General features: G+C 55.6%; 15 protein-coding genes. 8 read left to right on the top strand and 7 right to left on the bottom strand.

All coding sequences use genetic code 11. From position 1 onward, the window contains the following. Nucleotides 1-25: 25 nt before the first annotated feature. Entirely contained in the window at nt 26-1,324 is a 1,299-nt protein-coding gene (locus AC2FAK_RS04585) for a serine hydrolase domain-containing protein (protein ID WP_095454582.1), read from the bottom strand. Nucleotides 1,325-1,413: 89 nt separating this feature from the next. Here AC2FAK_RS04585 and AC2FAK_RS04580 point away from each other — a divergent pair, with 89 nt between their 5' ends. After that, on the top strand, nt 1,414-2,322 hold the full coding sequence (locus AC2FAK_RS04580) for a LysR family transcriptional regulator (protein WP_095454581.1): 909 nt from the start codon (nt 1,414-1,416) through the stop codon (nt 2,320-2,322). Here the strand turns inward: AC2FAK_RS04580 and fumA are convergent. Both fumA and AC2FAK_RS04570 read right to left on the bottom strand, forming a co-directional pair. Continuing rightward, nucleotides 2,311-3,960, bottom strand: a complete 1,650-nt coding sequence (fumA, locus tag AC2FAK_RS04575) for a class I fumarate hydratase FumA (protein ID WP_014832500.1) — start codon at nt 3,958-3,960, stop codon at nt 2,311-2,313. The two genes, AC2FAK_RS04580 and fumA, sit on opposite strands and share 12 nt — an antisense overlap. Nucleotides 3,961-4,015: 55 nt before the next feature. Then, the gene (locus tag AC2FAK_RS04570; RefSeq protein WP_013097758.1) at nt 4,016-5,524 is read right to left on the bottom strand and encodes an anion permease; all 1,509 of its coding nucleotides are present in this window, start codon (nt 5,522-5,524) and stop codon (nt 4,016-4,018) included. Nucleotides 5,525-6,132: 608 nt separating this feature from the next. Here AC2FAK_RS04570 and AC2FAK_RS04565 point away from each other — a divergent pair. Both AC2FAK_RS04565 and AC2FAK_RS04560 read left to right on the top strand, forming a co-directional pair. Further along, entirely contained in the window at nt 6,133-8,913 is a 2,781-nt protein-coding gene (locus tag AC2FAK_RS04565) for a flavocytochrome c (RefSeq protein ID WP_095454580.1), read from the top strand. 94 nt (nt 8,914-9,007) lie between these two features. Next, on the top strand, nt 9,008-9,970 hold the full coding sequence (locus tag AC2FAK_RS04560) for an FAD:protein FMN transferase (RefSeq protein WP_095454579.1): 963 nt from the start codon (nt 9,008-9,010) through the stop codon (nt 9,968-9,970). On the opposite strand, the gene dcuR is transcribed toward AC2FAK_RS04560, so the two are convergent. Next, nucleotides 9,951-10,670, bottom strand: coding sequence for a two-component system response regulator DcuR (gene dcuR / locus AC2FAK_RS04555; RefSeq protein WP_013097755.1), 720 nt, complete (start codon nt 10,668-10,670; stop codon nt 9,951-9,953). The genes AC2FAK_RS04560 and dcuR overlap by 20 nt on opposite strands. Continuing rightward, nucleotides 10,667-12,283: a sensor histidine kinase gene (locus AC2FAK_RS04550; RefSeq protein WP_013097754.1), complete on the bottom strand. Its 1,617-nt coding sequence runs from the start codon at nt 12,281-12,283 to the stop codon at nt 10,667-10,669. The genes dcuR and AC2FAK_RS04550 overlap by 4 nt, the downstream gene beginning before the upstream one ends. Nucleotides 12,284-12,447: 164 nt before the next feature. On the opposite strand from AC2FAK_RS04550, the gene AC2FAK_RS04545 reads away from it, so the two are divergent. Then, nucleotides 12,448-13,311, top strand: a complete 864-nt coding sequence (locus AC2FAK_RS04545) for an N-acetylmuramic acid 6-phosphate etherase (RefSeq protein ID WP_095454578.1) — start codon at nt 12,448-12,450, stop codon at nt 13,309-13,311. A 56-nt stretch (nt 13,312-13,367) separates the two neighbouring features. Here AC2FAK_RS04545 and ompC read toward each other — a convergent pair whose 3' ends face one another. Continuing rightward, the gene (gene ompC / locus AC2FAK_RS04540) at nt 13,368-14,525 is read right to left on the bottom strand and encodes a porin OmpC (protein WP_013097752.1); all 1,158 of its coding nucleotides are present in this window, start codon (nt 14,523-14,525) and stop codon (nt 13,368-13,370) included. Between the two features lie 432 nt (nt 14,526-14,957). Between ompC and drpB the strand changes: the two genes are divergently transcribed. The 4 genes from drpB to AC2FAK_RS04520 all read left to right on the top strand — a co-directional run bounded on the left by drpB (nt 14,958) and on the right by AC2FAK_RS04520 (nt 17,941). Continuing rightward, a complete protein-coding gene (drpB, locus tag AC2FAK_RS04535) occupies nt 14,958-15,227 on the top strand; it encodes a cell division protein DrpB (protein ID WP_029882559.1) in 270 nt (89 codons plus the stop codon). Nucleotides 15,228-15,278: 51 nt separating this feature from the next. Next, a complete protein-coding gene (locus AC2FAK_RS04530) occupies nt 15,279-15,980 on the top strand; it encodes a phosphohydrolase (protein ID WP_095454577.1) in 702 nt (233 codons plus the stop codon). A gap of 61 nt (nt 15,981-16,041) precedes the next feature. Beyond that, nucleotides 16,042-17,457 carry a DNA cytosine methyltransferase gene (locus tag AC2FAK_RS04525; RefSeq protein WP_095454576.1) on the top strand — a complete coding sequence of 472 codons (1,416 nt, stop codon included), beginning with the start codon at nt 16,042-16,044 and terminating at the stop codon, nt 17,455-17,457. Then, nucleotides 17,438-17,941: a very short patch repair endonuclease gene (locus tag AC2FAK_RS04520; protein WP_023619809.1), complete on the top strand. Its 504-nt coding sequence runs from the start codon at nt 17,438-17,440 to the stop codon at nt 17,939-17,941. Before AC2FAK_RS04525 ends, AC2FAK_RS04520 begins: the two co-directional genes overlap by 20 nt. Here the strand turns inward: AC2FAK_RS04520 and yedA are convergent. Then, a complete protein-coding gene (yedA, locus tag AC2FAK_RS04515) occupies nt 17,901-18,815 on the bottom strand; it encodes a drug/metabolite exporter YedA (RefSeq protein WP_013097747.1) in 915 nt (304 codons plus the stop codon). The two genes, AC2FAK_RS04520 and yedA, sit on opposite strands and share 41 nt — an antisense overlap. Between the last annotated feature and the right edge of the window lie 131 nt (nt 18,816-18,946).

The following is an 18,946-nucleotide window of genomic DNA, read 5'->3' as shown; positions in this document are numbered from 1 at the left end:
GGGCGAAACTGGCAGAGTACTGTATTCAGCGCAGCGCCTGTGCAATTGCGCTAAACATCAGTGACGCTTCCAGCGGCTGGGCGCTGAATGACGGCTCCGCCTGCGGCCAGGTGGACCACTGGACAATCACCAGGTTTTCCTTTTGATTCACCATAATCATCTGGCCAAAAATCCCCAGCGCCCAGAGTGAATCTGTCAGGGAATCCTCTGGCGCGGGCTTAACGTCTGTTGCCGTGGCGGGCACCTCGTTATTCCACCACTGATAGCCGTACAACCCTTTCGGATGCGCGTCAGACACGGATCCTTTCGCCTGCGTCCACTCTGACGACGCCTTCACCCAGCCGTCAGGCAGGATCTGTTTGCCCGAAGGGAGCGTACCGTTATGCAGGATAAACTCGCCGAAGCGGCCCCAGTCTTCCAGCGTGGCGTTAAAGCCGTGCGCCCCGACATCGTGCTGGCCTTTACGGTAGGCATGCCATACGCCATCGCTCGCCATCCCGTACGGTTGCCAGATGCTTTTCTCCAGGTACGCCGCCAGCGTCATGCCGGTGGCGCGCTCCAGCACGTCACCCAGTAGCCACGCCCCGCCCGATGAATAGGACCAGTTCTCTCCGGCCGGGTGTTCCCGGTGTAACCCCTTCACCAGCTTACGCACACAGTCGTAGGTGCCCGGCTTCGCTTCGCATTCGGTAAGCTGCGCGAAATCAGACTGTGGGTTGGTGTAGTCTTCGTTCCACGCCACGCCAGAGGTGTGAGTGATCAACTGTCTCAGCGTCACGCCGTCCCACGCCGTGCCTTTTAAATCGGGTTCGTAACGGGTGATTAGGTCGTCGAGGGAGTGAATTTTACCCTCTTTAAGGGCGACCCCGACCAGCGCAGAGACCACGGATTTCCCCACCGAACGGGATGTCCAGAGCGTGGAATCGGTATTGCCTTCACCCAGATACTTCCAGGCTATTTTGCCGTCCTTCAGCACCAGCATGCCGCTGACGTTCTGGCGTTTCAGGTAATCCTGCAGGTTATACGTCTTGCCATTGACCTGATAGCGGGCGTCGGTAAGCGGTTTCTCTGCTGCCAGCAGCGGCGTGGCCTTTCCGTGGCGGAAAACATCGCCCGCGTAGTTGCGGTAGTCGTTACGAAAACCCACCACACGATCCGCCTGACTCCAGGTCAGCATGCTGTGCGTGTCGGGAAGGGAGGCGTCAAACGGCGCAGGGCAGGGGTTGAGATCGGTGCCGTGACAGGCAGCCATAACGGCAGGGGATAAAAGACTGCTGACCACCAGCGCGGCGAGCAGGGTGCGGTTTAACGTTTTGTTTTTCATGTTTATCTCGTTTGGTTCAGGAAGGGCTTCAGTTTAAGAAGCCGCGACCTATAATAAAAAACGGGTTATGGGGGAAAATCCCCCCGGAAATGGCACGGGAGGGAGAGGTGGCGATAGTCTATTCATTTGCCCAGCTGGAGGCGTTTACCGCGGTGGCAGAGCACGGCAGCCTGATGAAGGCGGCCATTAAGCTCGGTAAAGACCGTACGACCCTGCGCGATCTGATCGATTTTCTTGAGGACGGGCTGGGGTATGCCCTGTTCCTGCGCGAGGGACGCAGCGTGCGCTTAACGCCTGAAGGGGAACAGCTCCAGCGACAGGCGCACCTGCTGATGCGCCAGGTGAAAGCCTTTGAGGCCTTTGCCACAGCGGTACCGGAAAGCGCGACGCAGGACATTGCCCTTGTTTACGATCCGTTCACTCCCCGGGCTTTTCTGCAGGCGCTAATTGCAGAGATGGCGGCACAAAAAATACGCCTGAGCCTGACCAGCGCGTCGCGTGACGAGGCGGAAGCCCTGCTGGCGAGCGGAGAGGCAGATTTAGGTATCTGCCAGGCGCGCAACCGCAGCGTGGGTAATGAGATGGAGTGGCGGGCTTTGGGTGCCATCGACATGGATTTTTACGCCGCAGACGCGCTTTTTGCGAAGGTTGCCACGCCGGTTTCGCTGCTCGATCTCTCTCTGGTTCCGCAGGTGGTTATGCATGCCGCGTCAGATGAACCGGTTGCCCGTCGTCTGCAAATTGCCGGGCATACCCTTTTTACTAATGAAATTGAGATGCTGCGCGGCCTGCTGGAGCAGGGCTGTGGCTGGGGCTTTTTGCCGACCCATCTTCATGCGACGCAGTGGAAAAACGTAAAAAGGCTGCCCACCGAAGTGGGCAGCCAGGGGATAAGTCAGACGATGGTCACTATCTGGAAGCCGGGCAGCGACAAGCGTGAGCGGATCAATCAAACGTTGTCGCGGCTGCCGGCACTCTGGAAACACTCAGCGCTGTGAACACCCCTGGCACTGTTTGTTCTGGATCTGCTGGAAGAAGTCGTTACCTTTGTCATCCACCAGGATAAACGCCGGGAAGTTCTCCACTTCGATTTTCCATATGGCTTCCATTCCCAGTTCCGGGTACGCCACGCACTCCAGGCTCTTGATGCTGTTTTGCGCCAGCACCGCCGCCGGGCCACCGATGCTGCCCAGGTAGAAACCGCCGTGTTTGTGGCAGGCATCCGTCACCTGCTGGCTGCGGTTGCCTTTGGCCAGCATGATCATGCTCGCACCGTGGGACTGCAGTAAATCCACATACGAGTCCATGCGGCCCGCAGTAGTTGGGCCGAGGGAGCCGGAGGCATAGCCTTCCGGGGTTTTTGCCGGGCCCGCGTAGTAAATCGGATGATCTTTAACGTACTGCGGCAGCTCCTCGCCGTTATCGAGCAGCTCTTTCAGCTTCGCGTGGGCGATATCACGCGCCACAATGATGGTACCGTTCAGCGACAGACGGGTAGAGACCGGGTGCGCGGAGAGCTGCGCCAGGATCTCGTTCATCGGCTTGTTGAGGTTGATGCTGACCACGTCGCCTTCGCCCTGCTGGCGCAGCGATTCAGGAATGTACTGACCTGGGTTGTGTTCCAGTTTTTCAATCCAGATCCCGTCGCGGTTGATTTTCGCCTTGATGTTACGGTCGGCGGAACAGGAGACACCCATGCCGATTGGGCAGGAGGCACCGTGACGCGGCAGGCGGATCACGCGGATATCGTGAGCGAAGTATTTACCGCCAAATTGCGCACCCAGGCCCAGGTTCTGTGCTTCCTGGAGCAGTTCCTGTTCGAGCTGAACATCGCGGAACGCCTGGCCGTGTTCGTTCCCCTCGGTGGGCAAGGCGTCGTAGTAGCGGGTGGAGGCCAGCTTCACCGTTTTCAACGTCGCTTCTGCGGAAGTTCCGCCAATCACGAAGGCAATATGGTAAGGCGGACAGGCCGCGGTACCCAGGGTACGCATTTTCTCCACCAGATAGTTCTTCAGTTTCGCCGGGGTGATCAGCGCTTTGGTTTCCTGGTAGAGGTAGGTTTTGTTGGCTGAACCGCCGCCTTTCGCCATGCAGAGGAATTTGTACTCGTCGCCGTCGACGCTGTAGAGGTCGATCTGCGCAGGCAGGTTGGTGCCGGTGTTCACCTCTTTATACATATCCAGTGCAGCGTTCTGGGAGTAGCGCAGGTTGTCTTCGATGTAAGTGTTGTACACCCCCTGACTCAGCGCTGCTTCATCGCCACCGCCGGTCCAGACGCGCTGGCCTTTTTTACCCATGATGATCGCTGTACCGGTATCCTGGCAGGTTGGCAGCACGCCTTTAGCGGCGATTTCAGAGTTACGCAGGAACTGCAGGGCAACGTACTTATCGTTCTGGCTCGCTTCCGGATCGTTAAGAATGGCGGCGACCTGTTTCTGATGGGAAGGACGCAGCATAAACGCAGCATCGTGGAACGCCTGCTGCGCCAGCAGCGTCAGCGCCTCTGGCTCGACTTTCAGGACTTCCTGACCGTCGAACTCAGCAACGGAGACGTGCTCTTTGGTCAGCAGATAGTATTCGGTGTCGTCATGGGAAAGCGGGAAGGGGTTCTGGTAGTAAAACGGTTTGTTTGACATAGCGTATTGCTCCACAAAAATAAAACCGCCGGAGGAGAAGTCCGGCGGTCAGGAATCAGAACATCATGGACATCCACGGATAACCAATCAGCAGCAGGGCCGCCAGGAAGATGGCACCGAAGATAGTGCCCAGGCGCCAGTAGTCTTTGGTTGGCAGGTAGCCACTACCGTAGTAAATCGGGCTTGGGCCGGTACCGTACGGGGTGATGATCCCCATCACACCCAGCGAGGTCACCATCAGCAGGACGAACACTTCCATATTCATGCCCGGAATGGTGGAGGCGATGGTCAGCATCGCCGGCAGCAGCGCGGTGGTGTGCGCGGTGGTGCTGGCAAACAGGTAGTGCAGCAGATAGAACGCCAGCAGCAGCACGATGGTGGCAACGCCCGGCGAGATACCGCTCATTAACAGGCCGCCTTCTTTACCCAGCCAGCTGATAAAACCGGTAGAGGAGAGGCCATCCGCCAGCGCAACCAGGGTGGCGAACCAGACGAAGGTGTTCCACGCGGCTTTATTGCCGGTGATATCGTTCCACTCCAGCACGCCTGTCCACAACATCAGACCCACAATCAGCAGGGCTGCCATCGCCGGTTCAATCCACGCGGCGGCGAAGATCCACATCAGCAGCGCACAGCACACGAACACCAGCAGCAGAATTTCATTGCGGGACAGTTTGCCCAGTTTTTCCAGCTCACGGGTTGCCCACAGCGGTACTTCATTATTCACTTTGACTTCTGGCGGGTAGAACCAGTAGGCCAGCAGCGGCATGGTCAGAATCAGCAGGATGCCCAGCGGCAGGAAGGCGAGGAACCAGGTACCCCAAGAGATATCAATCCCTACCGTGCTTTTCACCAGCGCCAGTGCCAGCAGGTTCGGCGCAAGGGCGGAGAGGAACATCGAACTGGTGATACAGGCCGCGGTGATCGCCACCCACATCAGGTACGAACCAATTTTACGCGCGCTGGGGTCGTTTGGTTTTGAACCATACAGCGGCGGCAGGTTAGCGATGATCGGGTAGATGGTCCCGCCGCTACGTGCGGTGTTGGACGGCGTAAACGGTGCCAGCAGCAGGTCCGCGAAGGTGATGGCGTAACCGAGCGTCAGGCTGCGACGGCCGAGATATTTCACCAGAATCAGCGCCAGACGGCGGCCGAAGCGGGTTTTATCATAGCCAGCGGCGAACATGAAGGCACCGAAGATCAGCCACACAGTCGAGTTACCAAACCCGCTCACGGCCCACTTAAAGGAGGCACCCGCCAGCTTGAATTTCGGGTCGGCCAGCTGTTCAGGGCTGAACAGCACCCACTGGCTGCACAGCGCAATCGCCACCACGCCGGTGAGACCGATCACCGCACCCGGCAGCGGTTCGAAGATTAAGCCGACGATAACGCCGACAAAGATCGCGAAGTAGTGCCACGCATAAGGCGGCAGTCCTTCTGGTACCGGAACAAACAGCAGCAGGACGGCGACGATGACGGGCAATGCCATCATCAGCAGTCGTTTTGCTTTCCCATTTGATGCCTGGTTCGCCACAGGGGGCGTTACAGCAGTTTTTGTATTCATAGTTTCACGTCTTAAGTTGTCAAAAATTCGGTCGCACTGAAAAACAAAATTGCTTTCTTAAGTTTCTTTGCTTTTTTTAGTTATTAAAGGTGCTGATTTGTATTTTCAGTAATAGCGATTTAACGCATTTTGGTTTGCGCTAAATTAAAAATTGATGATGTTTTTATATTGCGCTTTTGGATGCCATAACTATTGATCGCGATCAAAAAAAGAGAATTGCAGTGTTATTTTTATGCTTTTATTAATAACCACTCTGGCGTATGTGGGTATTACGTATATTATGAGTTCAATTTATCATTTCTGTAACAATACCGAATTTTGATAATTTTTATCTTATTGATTTTCATGGTTTTGATTGGTTTTTGGAGAAATGGTTTTACCATTCGTCATTTAACGAATTTTAAATTATTGTGAATGGCTAAATTACAATCGCTAACACCAATGTGTTATTTGTGTTATCGCAGGGATTAAATAGTTTTTTAACTAACGTAATAACTTTAGAAACTAAAAAAATCATTATATTAATATCATGACATCGGCAAACAACGACGAAATAAAAAATCAATCCGATAACGAATTCTTAATTTTTAAAGTTTGGAGTTTCAATTATGAGCACTAACGAACGTATTCTGAGCCCCTTCACATTACCGAATGGCACCGAACTGAAAAACCGTTTGTTAATGGCACCCATGACCACCTGTACCGGCTATTACGACGGCACGGTCACCAGCGAGCTGGTGGAGTACTATCGGGCCCGTTCCGGCAGCATTGGTACCATTATTGTTGAATGCTGCTTTATCGATGATCTCGGCCTTGCGTTCCCCGGCGCGATTGGTATCGACAACGACGAGAAAATCGCCGGACTGGCGAAAATCGCGGACGCCATTAAATCCAAAGGCTCGAAAGCCCTGCTGCAGATCTACCACGGCGGCCGTATGGTCGATCCGAAACTGATCGGTGGCCGCACGCCGGTTGGCCCAAGCGCCGTTGCCGCGCCGCGCGACGGGGCTGCTACGCCGGTTGCCCTGACCGGCGAAGAAGTGGAAGGCATGATCGGCAAGTTTGGTGAAGCCGTTCGCCGTGCCATCCAGGCCGGTTTCGACGGGGTTGAAATTCACGGGGCCAACACTTACCTGATTCAGCAGTTCTACTCCCCGAACTCAAACCAGCGCGACGACGAGTGGGGCGGCAGCCGCGATAACCGGGCTAAATTCCCGCTGGCGGTGCTGGATATCACGCACAAAATGGTGCGTCAGTACGCGGACGACGCGTTCATTATTGGCTACCGTTTCTCCCCTGAAGAGCTGGAAGTCCCGGGCATCCGCTTTGAAGACACCATGTACCTGCTGGAAAAACTGGCGGCACGCGGTGTGGATTATCTGCACTTCTCCGTGGGGGCGACCCTGCGTCCTTCCATTGTCGACACCCAGGACCCAACCCCGCTCATCAAAAAATATTGCGCCATGCGCTCTGAAACCCTGGCTCAGGTTCCGGTGATGGGTGTCGGCGGCGTGGTAAATGCCGCTGACGTTAACGAGGCGCTGGATAGCGGTTACGACCTGATTGCCGTGGGCCGCGCCACCATCGCTTACCCGGACTGGACTGACCGGATCGCGGCCGGTGAAAGCCTGGAGCTGTTTATGGACAGCACCAAACGCGAAGAGCTGAGCATTCCTGAACCACTGTGGCGCTTCTCGCTGGTGGAAGCGATGATCCGCGATATGAGCATGGGCGAATCAAAATTCAAGCCAGGCATGTTCACTGAGAAGGTGCAGGACGATGTTAACGAACTGGTAATCAACGTTAGCCTGGAAACCGATCGCATCGCCGATATTGCGCTGGCGTCTGGCCCGAGCGAAGACGTTGAGTTTGTCACCAGCTTTGAAGAGATCCGTACCCGTATTCTGGATGCCAACACCCCGCACGTGGATGCCATCACGGGCGCGACCAGCCAGAGTGAAGCGGTGAAAAAAGCCGTCTCTAAAGCGATGCTCAAATCCAGCAAAGCGCTGGCCGCAGAAGAGGGCGCTGACCCGAACGCGACCCGCAGCGTGGATGTGGTGGTCGTTGGTAGCGGCGGTGCCGGTCTGGCCGCAGCCATTCAGGCCCACGATGAAGGCGCGAGCGTGCTGATCGTTGAGAAGATGCCAACCATCGGCGGTAACACCATTAAAGCCTCTGCCGGGATGAATGCCGCCGAGACGCGCTTCCAGCGGGTGAAAGGGATCCAGGACAGCAAAGAGCTGTTCTACCAGGAGAGCCTGAAAGGGGGCGGTAACAAGAACAACCCGGAACTGCTGCGCCGCTTCGTGGAGAATGCGCCGCAGGCGATTGAATGGCTGGCAACCCGCGGCATTATGCTGAATGACATCACCACCACCGGCGGGATGAGCATTGACCGTACGCACCGTCCAAAAGACGGTTCCGCGGTAGGCGGCTATCTGATCAGCGGCCTGGTGCGTAACGTCAACAAACGCAACATTGAGGTGATGCTCGATACGTCCGTCAGCGACATTCTGTTCGAAAACGGCGAAGTGACCGGCGTGCGTCTGACCACAGAAGAGAACGAAACCCTCACCGTGACCACCAAAAGCGTGATTGTCGCCACCGGTGGTTTCAGTGCCAACAGCCAGATGGTGGTGAAATACCGCCCTGACCTGGAAGGTTTTGTCACCACCAACCACAAAGGGGCAACAGGCGGCGGTATCGCGCTGCTGGAACGCATCGGTGCCGGTACGGTTGATATGGGTGAGATCCAGATCCACCCAACCGTTGAGCAGAAAACCTCGTACCTGATTTCTGAATCCATTCGTGGGGGCGGGGCGATTCTGGTCAACCAGCAGGGGAACCGTTTCTTCAATGAGATGGAAACCCGCGATAAAGTCTCGGCGTCAATCATCGCGCTGCCGGAGAAATACGCGTATATCGTCTTTGACGAGCACGTTCGTGCCAAAAACAAAGCCGCGGATGAGTATATCGCCAAAGGCTTTGTGACCAGCGCCAGCTCGCCAAAAGCCCTGGCCGAAGCGCTGGGCATGGATTACCACGCTTTCCTGGCGACCCTGGAACGCTACAACGGTTTCGTTGAAAAACAGCACGATGACGATTTTGGCCGTACCACCGCGCTGCGTGCGCCTATCAACGAAGGGCCGTTCTACGCCATTCAGATTGCGCCGGGCGTGCACCACACCATGGGCGGCGTGACCATCAACACCGAAACCTGCGTGCTGGACAGCAACCACAACGTGCTGCCAGGGGCGTTTGCGGCCGGTGAAGTGGTCGGCGGGATCCACGGCGGTAACCGTATCGGCGGTAACGCGGTGGCAGATATCATTATTTTTGGTACGCTTGCAGGACATCAGGCGGCTATGCGTTCGAAAAAGCAGTAAGACCCCTGTGTTGTATGCCGGATACGCGCAGCGTTATCCGGCATTTTCCCCGGCGGCGCGGTGCTTGCCGGGGCTACATCTGAGGACTCATGCTATGCCTGATGACCATCGCGTTTACAGTTATTCCGCCGTCCTGATGGGATCGCCCATTCTCCTCAAACTCTTTTCCCATGACGAAGCCCTCGCATCCCGCGTGTTTCGCCTGATCAAACAGTACGAAGATCTGCTTACCGTTAACCGCGCGCACTCTGAAGTTATGGAAATCAACCATGCGGCGGGACAGCGCCCCGTCAGCGTCAGCCGTCCGGTGTTCGAGCTGATCCGCTGCGCAAAAGCGGCGAGCCTGCTCAAGGACAGCGCGTTTAACCTGGCGATTGGCCCGCTGGTGAAACGGTGGAAAATCGGCTTTCGCGGCGACAGCGTGCCGCCCGCCGAAGACATCGCCGCGTTGCTGGCGATTACCCGTCCTGAGGATGTGGTGCTGGACGTGGCCAGCAGTAGCGTCTTTTTGACCCAAAAAGGGATGGAGATCGACCTGGGCGCCATCGCCAAAGGCTATATCGCCGACAGGGTGCGGGATTATCTGCGCAAAGAGGGCGCTGAACTTGGGCTGATCAACCTCGGGGGCAATATCCAGACGCTGGGCTCGCCGGAGGGGGGCTGGAGCGTGGGGCTTAAAAAACCGTTTGCGGGTGATGAGCTGATCGGCGCGATGACGGTAGAGAACCGCTCCGTGGTGACGTCGGGAACCTATGAACGCTACTTTGAACAAAACGGCAGGCGCTATCACCACATCCTGGACCCGCGTACCGGGTATCCGCTGGATAACGAACTGGACAGCGTGACCATCATTTCAAACGATTCCATCGACGGGGATATCTGGACCACGCTGATGTACGGCATGGGCGTGGAGAAGGGCTGCGCGGTGCTGCGCGCGCGTCCTGATATTGAAGCGATCTTTGTGACCAAAACAAAAGAAGTGGTGCTCTCGTCAGCGCACCACTTCCGCTTTACTTTACTGGATAATAGTTACCGCATTACTGACAGTACTGTTTGAGCAGGCCTGTCTGCTCGGGCTGGAGACGGTAACGATATACCGGGCGCCCGGTAGCGCCGTAGTGAATGCTGGTGAACAGGATATTGATTTGCGCCAGCCAGATCAGATATTTGCGGCAGGAGACGCGCGAGATATTCACTGCACTGGCCAGGTCATCGGTGGAAAACTCGGTCTCCGGGTGAGCGTCAATCCACTGGCAGATAGTGCGCAGCGTTTGCGGCGTTAACCCTTTTGGCAGCTTTTTGCTGTCTGCCAGCTCCGGCGCCCCGCCGTGGATCAGCCTGTCGACGTCCGCCTGCTCATAATACTGGTGCGAGCCCATCAGGCTGTGCTTTGCCTTCCAGCCGTTCAGCGCCTCTTCAAAGCGCGGGAACTGGAACGGTTTAATCAGATAATCCACCACGCCGTAATGGATAGAGGTCTGGATTGTCGCGGCGTCCGCAGCCGAAGAGATCATAATGACATCGATTGGGCGACCGGAGGCGCGGATCACTGGCAGCAGATCCAGCCCGTTATCCTGCTGCATGTAGACATCCAGCAGCACCAGATCAACCGGCTGGGCAGGGTTGTTAATAATGGCCTCGGCCTGGTTCAGCGTGGAGGCGACGCCGCAGCAGCTAAAGCCTTCAACACGGTTAACATACAGACGGTTGAGGTCGGCTACCATGGCGTCATCATCGACAATTAATACATTTATCACGCGATATTCCTCTCGCTATCCCAGGGGATGTGAACAAAAAATTGGGTAAATACGCCAGGTTCAGATTCGACGGTGATATCACCGCCCAGGTTCTGAATTTGCTGGCGGGCAAGGAACAGCCCAACGCCCCGGTTTTCACCTTTTGTTGAGAAGCCTTTAGTAAAAATAGTCTCCAGCTGGGCGGGATCAATTCCCGGGCCGTCATCGCTGACTTCACAGCTGAGCCAGCCATTCTGATAGTGCAGCAGCAGGGTGATTTCGCCTTCCGGCTGGCCCTCCATCGCGTCCAGCGCGTTTTCAATCAAGTTACCGAGCACGGTAACCAGCACCGCGACCTGCTCTTCGTTGGCGGTATCCGGTATCTGGCACTCATCCGCCAGGGTGAGGGTGATCCCCGCTTCTTTCGCCCGGTTGATTTTACCCAGCAGGAACCCGGCAATCACCGGGGATTTCACCTTGCTCTGGATGGTGCCAATGTCCGTCTGATAATTGTGCGCGGTCTGCAGGATGTACTCTTCCAGTTTGTCGTAGCGCTTGATATGCAGCAGGCCCAGGATCACGTGCAGTTTGTTCATAAACTCGTGCGTGTGGGCGCGCAGGGCATCGACGTAATTCACCATGCCGTCGATGCGCTGCATCAGCTGGCTGATTTCGGTTTTGTCGCGGAAGGTGGTGATGGCGCCTATCACCCGCTCCTGGCTTTTCACCGGCACCATGTTGCACAGCAGCAGCCGTCCGTTGCAGCTGATCTCCTGATCCTGACGCGCGATGCCCGTTTTTGACACCTCACGCAGGCTGGCCAGCAGGGGCGCGCTGGCGTTTTCGGTCTGCTTGCCGGAGGGCAGGAGCAATATCTCTCTGGCGGTGTGGTTTATCATCGTCACGCGGCCATGAATATCGACCGCTAACACTCCTTCGCGCAGCGACTGCAGCATCGCCTGACGTTGTTCAAACAGCGCGGAGATTTCATACGGCTCCAGCCCGAACAGGATGCGTTTCAGAACGCGAACCAGTCCCCAGATCGCCATGGAGCTCATAAAGATACTGAACAAAATGGTCCAGACGGCGTTGAGCCGCCCGCGGGCGATCTGGTCTTCCACTTTTTTTAGCGAGATGCCGACCACCACCACGCCGATCTGCTCGTGCTGGCTGTCATAAACGGGCGTAAATACGCGAAGGGCTTCCGCGAGCGCGCCCCGGTTAACGGAGACGTTCTCTTTCCCTTCCAGCGCCGGGTTCAGATCGTCGCCGATAAAATGCAGGCCAATCAGCGCTTCGTTCGGGTGCGAATAGCGAATACCGCGCATGTCGGTGACCACGGTCAGCAGCAGGTCGTTGCGTTTTGTAACGCCCTGGGCGATGGGCTGGATGATATCGGCCTGCGGCGGTTGCATCAGGCCACGCTGGATCTCCGGGCTGTTCGCCAGTGTTCGGGCAATACCCAGCGCCGTATCTTTGACGTCATCGCGGGTCGCCCGGGTGATCTGCACTGAATAGAGCGCAAAGACCAGCAGCAGCACAGAGGCGATGATCGCGCACACCATCAACGTGACCAGCGTGTTCAGTTTCATGGGGCGCTTGCGCGTCTGGGGAAAGGGCTGCAAATCGCTCATCAACACTCCGCGATGAAGAAGAAAGGGGTAATTATCGCCGATGACGCGCTTTTCTTAAAGCTGTGTAAAAGCATGCATTTGCTCTGCTTTTCGTGACCCTCCTCGCATGTCATCCATATAAAACACTTTATAGTGTGTGGGTACTCATAATAAGGAGGCTGTTTATGAGCATTATGCTTACCGGTTCGGTCAAGGAAAGACGGCACGCCAGCACGATGAATATCGATAGATTGTCCACGCTGGACATGCTGAAAGTCATTCACCAGGATGATGCACTTATCTCCGCTGCAATCACCCCTTTTTTACCCATTATTGCCCGTGTGGTGGATAACGCCGCTGCGACCCTGAGCCACGGGGGGCGTCTGGTTATGGTTGGCGCGGGGCCGTCCGGCTGTGTGGCGAAACAGGCGGCGGATGAGTATGCCCCAGGTAAAACCCCGGTGATTGCCATCACGGCGGACGACGATGCGACAAGCTACGAGCGCGGCGTTGCCGACCTGCAGGCGATTAACTTTGGTGAGCACGATATGATGCTGGCGGTCACCGTAAGCGGAAAAACGCCGTGGGTCTGGGAGGCCATGCGGCATGCGTGGTCGCTCGGTTCACCGGTGGCGGTGATTACCGATAATGCGCAAAGCGAAGCGGCGCAGCTGGCAAGTATGGTGATTGCGCCAGAACTGGGCCCGGATGTGGTTGCCGGGTATCTGAACACCAAAGCGGCCATCGCGCAGAAAATGATCCTCTCTATGGTGACCACCGGGCTGGCCGTCCGCACCGGGCGGGTTTACAGCAACCTGCGCGTGGATCTGGAGGCGAGCAGCACCCAGTGGGCTGAACGGCAAATCGCGATAGTGATGGAAGCGGGGGGATGCACCCGAGCGGTAGCAAAAGCCGCGCTGGAGAGCTGTAACCATAACTGCAAAACGGCGGTGCTGATGGTGCTGACCGGGCTGGATGCATGGAAAGCGCATGAGTTGCTTGCGCAGAACAACGGGTTCATTCGGGTGGCGTTGCAGGAAGCGCCGTAAGAGAGAGCGCAGGAATAAAAAAAGGCCGCGATTGCGGCCTTTGGTGTTTTGGGGGATTAGAACTGGTAGGTCATGCCTACGCCAACGATGTCATCGGTGGAGATGCCATTGGCTTCGTAGAAGCGATCATCGTTATCCAGCAGGTTGATTTTGTAATCAACATAGGTGGAGAAGTTTTTATTGAAAGTGTAGGTCATGCCAACATCGATATAATTCACGAGATCAACATCACCGTGCTGGCCCTGAGGATTACTGCGGTTACCTGGGTAAGTCATGTCTTTACCCTTAGAGTAAACCCATGCCAGGGATGGACGCAGACCGAAGTCGAACTGATATTGTGCTACTGCTTCGAAGTTCTGAGTTTGATCCGCGATACCATAATCACCATATGGCGTCATATTGCGAGTTTCAGCATACATCATCGCCAGATAGATGTTGTTAGCATCATATTTCGCACCCAGAGTCCATGCTTCTGCTGTTTTACCGCCCGCGTAACGAGCGCTGTATTTCTCACCGTAACCTTCTTGTTTGTTGCTACGATCAGAGGAAGAATATGCCGCACCCAGGCTCAGGCCGAAATCGAAATCATAGGTGGTAGACATACCGAAGCCGTCGCCATTCTGGAAACGCACGTCGTCATGACCATTTTTGGTTCCTTCCTGATCTTCTGTCGCGTCCTGACCTTCATTCGCGCCCTGATATTGCAGCGCAAAATTCAGACCTTCAACCAGACCAAAGAAATCCGTATTACGGTAGGTCGCCAGACCGTTAGCACGGCCATTCATAAAGTTATCAGTCCAGGTGTAAGAATCGCCACCAAATACCGGCAGCATATCGGTCCAGGCTTCTACGTCATAGACGACACCATAATTACGGCCATAATCAAATGAACCGTATTCGCCATATTTCAGACCCGCATAGGCCAGACGGTTAAAGGATTTATCACCGGCGGACTCAGTATTATTTGCGTAGGTTTTATATTCCCACTGGCCGTAACCGATCAGATCGTTGGTGATCTGAGTTTCACCTTTGAAGCCAACCTGCACATAGGTTTCATCGCCATCGTCGCCAGGGTTGTCAGAGAAGGTATGACGTGCATCGACTTTACCGTACAGGTCAACTTTATTACCGTCTTTATTGTACATCTCAGCGGCATTTGCTGCGCCAGCCATTAATAACGCGGGTACAAGAATGGCCAATACTTTTCTTTTCATTATATATTCCCTTTAGAGATAATTTATATGAATATATGTAATCACGCTCCGCAACTACAGCGTCGATACTATTCCAGGAGAGGGGGTTTAAGTTCAATAATAAATGTAATTAAATGGGTAAAAATATTACTAAATATTTCTAAGTGTCGCTTTATTTTTCTCGTGAATTATAATTTGAAATATATATTGGTTAATTATTGTTAAGTATTTTTCGTGGTTATTTTATAAATTCTATTATTAGCCTTAATTATATTTCTCCGAATTAAACACTCACCAGTCGTCCTCTTCTGTAACCTTGCCCAGGATCAACTTAAGGCAAACTGAGCGTCAGAAACCTTCACACAGGACAGGGTTTAATGCCAAAATGTGATAATTGTCACAAAACTAGAGTAAGCATGTGCAAACGGTACGGCAGTGACCGTGGAGTGAAAGATGGAACGAAAAATCGAACGCAGCCTGGGAGGCAAACTGGCCCTGTGGGTGTTTTACGCTTTTTGCGGTTACTTTGTCTGGGCGATGGCCCGGTATATCTGGGTGATCAGTAAAATACCGTCGCTGCCGAATGCGGCAGTGGAAGGGGATTTGGGATCGACCAGCGGCAAATGGCTTGGGGCATTGCTGGGGTTTCTGGTGCTGGGCACGGTCGGCCTGATCCTGGGCGGGATTGCGTGGTACACCCGTCCCCGTCAGGACAACTCGTGATAGCGTCCGCGAAAGTTGCTATTGTAACCGTTTTAACAACAGGACGTGATGATGGAACTTACGCAGTGGCAGCAACGTTTTGAGCGCTGGCTCGGGGAAAACCACACAACCGACGACACCGCGCATGATATTTCGCACTTTCGTCGTGTCTGGATGACGGCACAAAAAATCATGGCCAACCAGGCGGTGGAGCCACTGGTGATCCTGGCCGCATGCTATTTCCACGATATTGTCAGCCTGCCGAAAAACCATCCTGAACGCGGCCAGTCATCCCAGCTGGCGGCGCGTAAAACGCGTGAGATCCTGCATCGTGATTTCCCGGACTTTCCCCCCGCGCATTATGCCGCCGTGGGGCATGCCATTGAGGCGCACAGCTTCAGCGCCAGTATTGCGCCGCAGAGTCTGGAAGCCAAAATTGTGCAGGACGCTGACCGGCTTGAAGCGTTAGGGGCGATTGGCCTGGCGCGGGTGTTTGCCGTTTCGGGGGCGCTGGGCGTGCCGCTTTTTGACGCAGTTGATCCCTTTGCCGACGCGCGAACCCTTGATGACCGGGCGTTTGCCCTCGACCATTTTCAGACCAAGCTGCTGCGCTTGCCTGATACAATGCAAACAGAAATGGGGCGCGAGCTGGCACGCCACAACGCCGATTTTCTCATCCAGTTTATGGCAAAACTGAGTGCCGAACTACAGGGTGACTGCCTGGGGCTGGATAGCCAGGTACTGAGCCGCTTTCGTCGCAGTTTGCACGAATGAACTGTGGTAATCTGTTTCCAGTCTTTATTGTCCGGTTAAAAGAATGCAGGAAAATCGATCTGTGAGTGAGCCCGCGCCAGAGCAGGCTGTGAAATCAACGGCTTCGGTGCAGGCGCTGCTGCGCCAGTTGCTGGATATCTACGATGCTAAAACCCTGGCAAACCAGCTGGTGGCGCACGGTGAGGGCCACTGGAGTCCGGCAATCATTAAGAGACTTATCACCAGCGAGCGGGCAGGACATCGCCTGAGCGACGGCGAGTTCCGTTATCTGCAAACGTTGCTTCCGCGTCCTTCCGCCGCGCATCCCCATTATGCCTTCCGCTTTATCGATCTGTTTGCCGGTATCGGGGGCATTCGACACGGATTTGAAGCCATCGGCGGACAGTGCGTCTTCACCAGTGAGTGGAACAAACACGCGGTCCGCACCTATAAAGCTAACTGGTATTGTGACCCGGATGCGCATCAGTTCAACGCGGATATCCGCGATGTCACGCTGAGCCATAAAAGCGGCGTGAGCGATGAAGAGGCGGCAGAGCATATTCGCCAGAACATCCCGGCGCATGACGTACTGCTGGCGGGCTTCCCGTGTCAGCCATTCTCGCTTGCCGGGGTATCGAAGAAAAATGCCCTCGGACGAGCCCACGGTTTTGCCTGCGATACTCAGGGAACCCTGTTTTTTGATGTCGCCCGTATTATCGATGCCCGCCGTCCGGCCATTTTTGTGCTGGAAAACGTCAAGAATTTAAAGAGTCATGACGGCGGCAAAACCTTCCGCATTATTATGCAGACGCTGGATGAGCTGGGCTACGACGTGGCGGACTCCCAGGATATGGGTGCCGATGATCCGAAAATCATTGACGGGAAATACTTCCTGCCCCAGCACCGGGAACGTATTGTGTTGGTTGGGTTCCGCCGCGATCTCAACCTGAAAGGTGATTTTACCCTGCGGGATATCCCGTCGCTCTATCCGGCGCGCCGTCCGTCCGTCGCCGATCTTCTGGAGCCCGCCGTCGACGCGAAATTTATCCTCACCCCGGTGCTGTGGAAGTACCTCTATCGCTATGCCAAAAAGCATCAGGCAAAAGGCAACGGTTTTGGTTTTGGCCTGGTCAACCCGAACGATCCGCACTGTGTCACCCGCACCCTGTCCGCGCGCTATTACAAAGACGGTGCGGAGATCCTGATCGATCGTGGCTGGGACAAAGCGCTGGGCGAGAAAGACTTTGATAACCCTGAGAACCAGCGTCATCGTCCTCGTCGCTTAACCCCACGCGAGTGCGCGCGGCTGATGGGGTTTGAGACGCCGCAGGGGTACAGCTTCCGCATTCCGGTCTCTGATACGCAGGCCTACCGACAGTTTGGCAACTCGGTGGTGGTGCCCGCCTTTGCGGCGGTGGCGAAACTGCTGTCCTCACGCATTAAACAGGCGGTTGCCCTGCGCCAGAGTGAGGCCGTCAATGACGGATGTGCACAATAAGGCGACGCGCAGTAAAAACATGCGTGCCATCGGTACGCGTGATACGGCGATTGAGAAACGCCTCGCCGGGCTACTGACTGAGGCAGGCTTTGACTTTCGGGTGCAGGATGCCGCACTTGCCGGGCGTCCTGATTTCGTCATTGATGCCTATGAGTGCATTATCTTTACCCACGGCTGCTTCTGGCACCGTCACGACTGCTATCTGTTTAAAGTCCCGGCGACGCGCACCGATTTCTGGCTGGAGAAGATTGGCAAAAACGTCCAGCGCGATCGGCGGGATATCGCCACGCTTGTCGAACAGGGATGGCGGGTGCTGGTGGTGTGGGAGTGTGCGCTACGCGGCAGACTGAAGCTGAACGATCGGGATCTGACCGAACGGCTGGAAGAGTGGATCTGCGGCGGCGGTCAGACCGCGCAGATCGACACTCAGGGCATTCATCCGTTTACGGTTTCTCCACCTGACACGGCACCACCTCAGGCTTAGCGGGCAGCAGGTATTTCCCCAGCGTGACCAGCACCACGGCAAACACAATTACGCCCAGCGCCAGCCATTCAACCGGCGACAGCGTTTCACCGCCGAGTCCCGTTCCCAGCAGCACGGCCACCACCGGGTTAACGTAGGCGTAGCTGGTGGCGACCGCCGGAGAGACGTTGCGGATGAGGAACATGTACGCATTAATGGCAATGATGGAGCCAAACAGCGCCAGATAACCCACGGCGAGGAAGCCAGACAGATCCGGCATGGTTGTCAGCGTTTCGCCCGTCAGCATGGAGGCAATCAGCAGCACAATGCCTGCGGCAAGCATTTCAATGGCACCCGCCATCATGCCGGACGGCAGCTCAATACGCGAACCATAGACGGAGCCAAACGCCCAGCTCATGGATCCGATAAGGATAATCACGGCCCCCCACGGGTTACCGCTCAGGTTGCCGCCGCTGTTGAGCAGAATGATCCCGGCGAGCCCAATTCCAATCCCGAGCCATTCCAGCTTGCGGGTGCGAATGCCGAAAAGACGGCTAAAGCAGAGCGTGAACAGCGGGACGGTGGCGACCACCACCGCCGCGATACCGGAGGGCACGTTCTGATGTTCAGCAACGGTGACAAAGCCGTTACCCACGGCCAGCAGCAGCAGGCCAATCAGCGCCGCATTCAGCATCGGGCGCAGCGGAGGAAGTTTATGTCCGCGCAGCAGCAGGAAGGCCATCAGCAGGACGCCAGCCGAGAGAAAACGGATACCCGCCATCATCAGCGGAGGCCAGCTTTCCACCCCAATGCGAATGACGAAGTAGGTTGACCCCCAGATGATATACAGCGAAAAGAGCGCCCCGATGAGCGGTAGTAAGTGCCGAAAACGCATAGTCCCTCACGACGAAATAAAAAGTTCGCTCATAGTAAACGCCAAAACTACTGGGCTGGCGAGCCCTTTAATTGTGTAGTTGCTGTGAAATTTTTGTTGACGCAATGTGCCTGTTTCCGGGTGTGCGGTTT

Source organism: Enterobacter cloacae complex sp. 394F7 (assembly GCF_057320385.1).
The sequence above is the reverse complement of the archived record's forward strand: the minus strand, read 5'-3'. Positions and strand labels throughout refer to the sequence as shown.

Excerpts from the sequence above, each read along its gene's own strand:
- AC2FAK_RS04560 (WP_095454579.1), top strand. The coding sequence starts at position 9,008 with ATGCCTGATGACCATCGCGTTTACAGTTATTCCGCCGTCCTGATGGGA.
- drpB (WP_029882559.1), top strand. The coding sequence starts at position 14,958 with ATGGAACGAAAAATCGAACGCAGCCTGGGAGGCAAACTGGCCCTGTGG.
- yedA (WP_013097747.1), bottom strand. The coding sequence starts at position 18,815 with ATGCGTTTTCGGCACTTACTACCGCTCATCGGGGCGCTCTTTTCGCTG.
- AC2FAK_RS04520 (WP_023619809.1), top strand. The coding sequence starts at position 17,438 with ATGACGGATGTGCACAATAAGGCGACGCGCAGTAAAAACATGCGTGCC.
- AC2FAK_RS04585 (WP_095454582.1), bottom strand. The coding sequence starts at position 1,324 with ATGAAAAACAAAACGTTAAACCGCACCCTGCTCGCCGCGCTGGTGGTC.
- fumA (WP_014832500.1), bottom strand. The coding sequence starts at position 3,960 with ATGTCAAACAAACCGTTTTACTACCAGAACCCCTTCCCGCTTTCCCAT.
- AC2FAK_RS04570 (WP_013097758.1), bottom strand. The coding sequence starts at position 5,524 with ATGAATACAAAAACTGCTGTAACGCCCCCTGTGGCGAACCAGGCATCA.
- AC2FAK_RS04530 (WP_095454577.1), top strand. The coding sequence starts at position 15,279 with ATGGAACTTACGCAGTGGCAGCAACGTTTTGAGCGCTGGCTCGGGGAA.
- AC2FAK_RS04580 (WP_095454581.1), top strand. The coding sequence starts at position 1,414 with ATGGCACGGGAGGGAGAGGTGGCGATAGTCTATTCATTTGCCCAGCTG.
- AC2FAK_RS04550 (WP_013097754.1), bottom strand. The coding sequence starts at position 12,283 with ATGAGCGATTTGCAGCCCTTTCCCCAGACGCGCAAGCGCCCCATGAAA.
- ompC (WP_013097752.1), bottom strand. The coding sequence starts at position 14,525 with ATGAAAAGAAAAGTATTGGCCATTCTTGTACCCGCGTTATTAATGGCT.
- AC2FAK_RS04545 (WP_095454578.1), top strand. The coding sequence starts at position 12,448 with ATGAGCATTATGCTTACCGGTTCGGTCAAGGAAAGACGGCACGCCAGC.
- AC2FAK_RS04565 (WP_095454580.1), top strand. The coding sequence starts at position 6,133 with ATGAGCACTAACGAACGTATTCTGAGCCCCTTCACATTACCGAATGGC.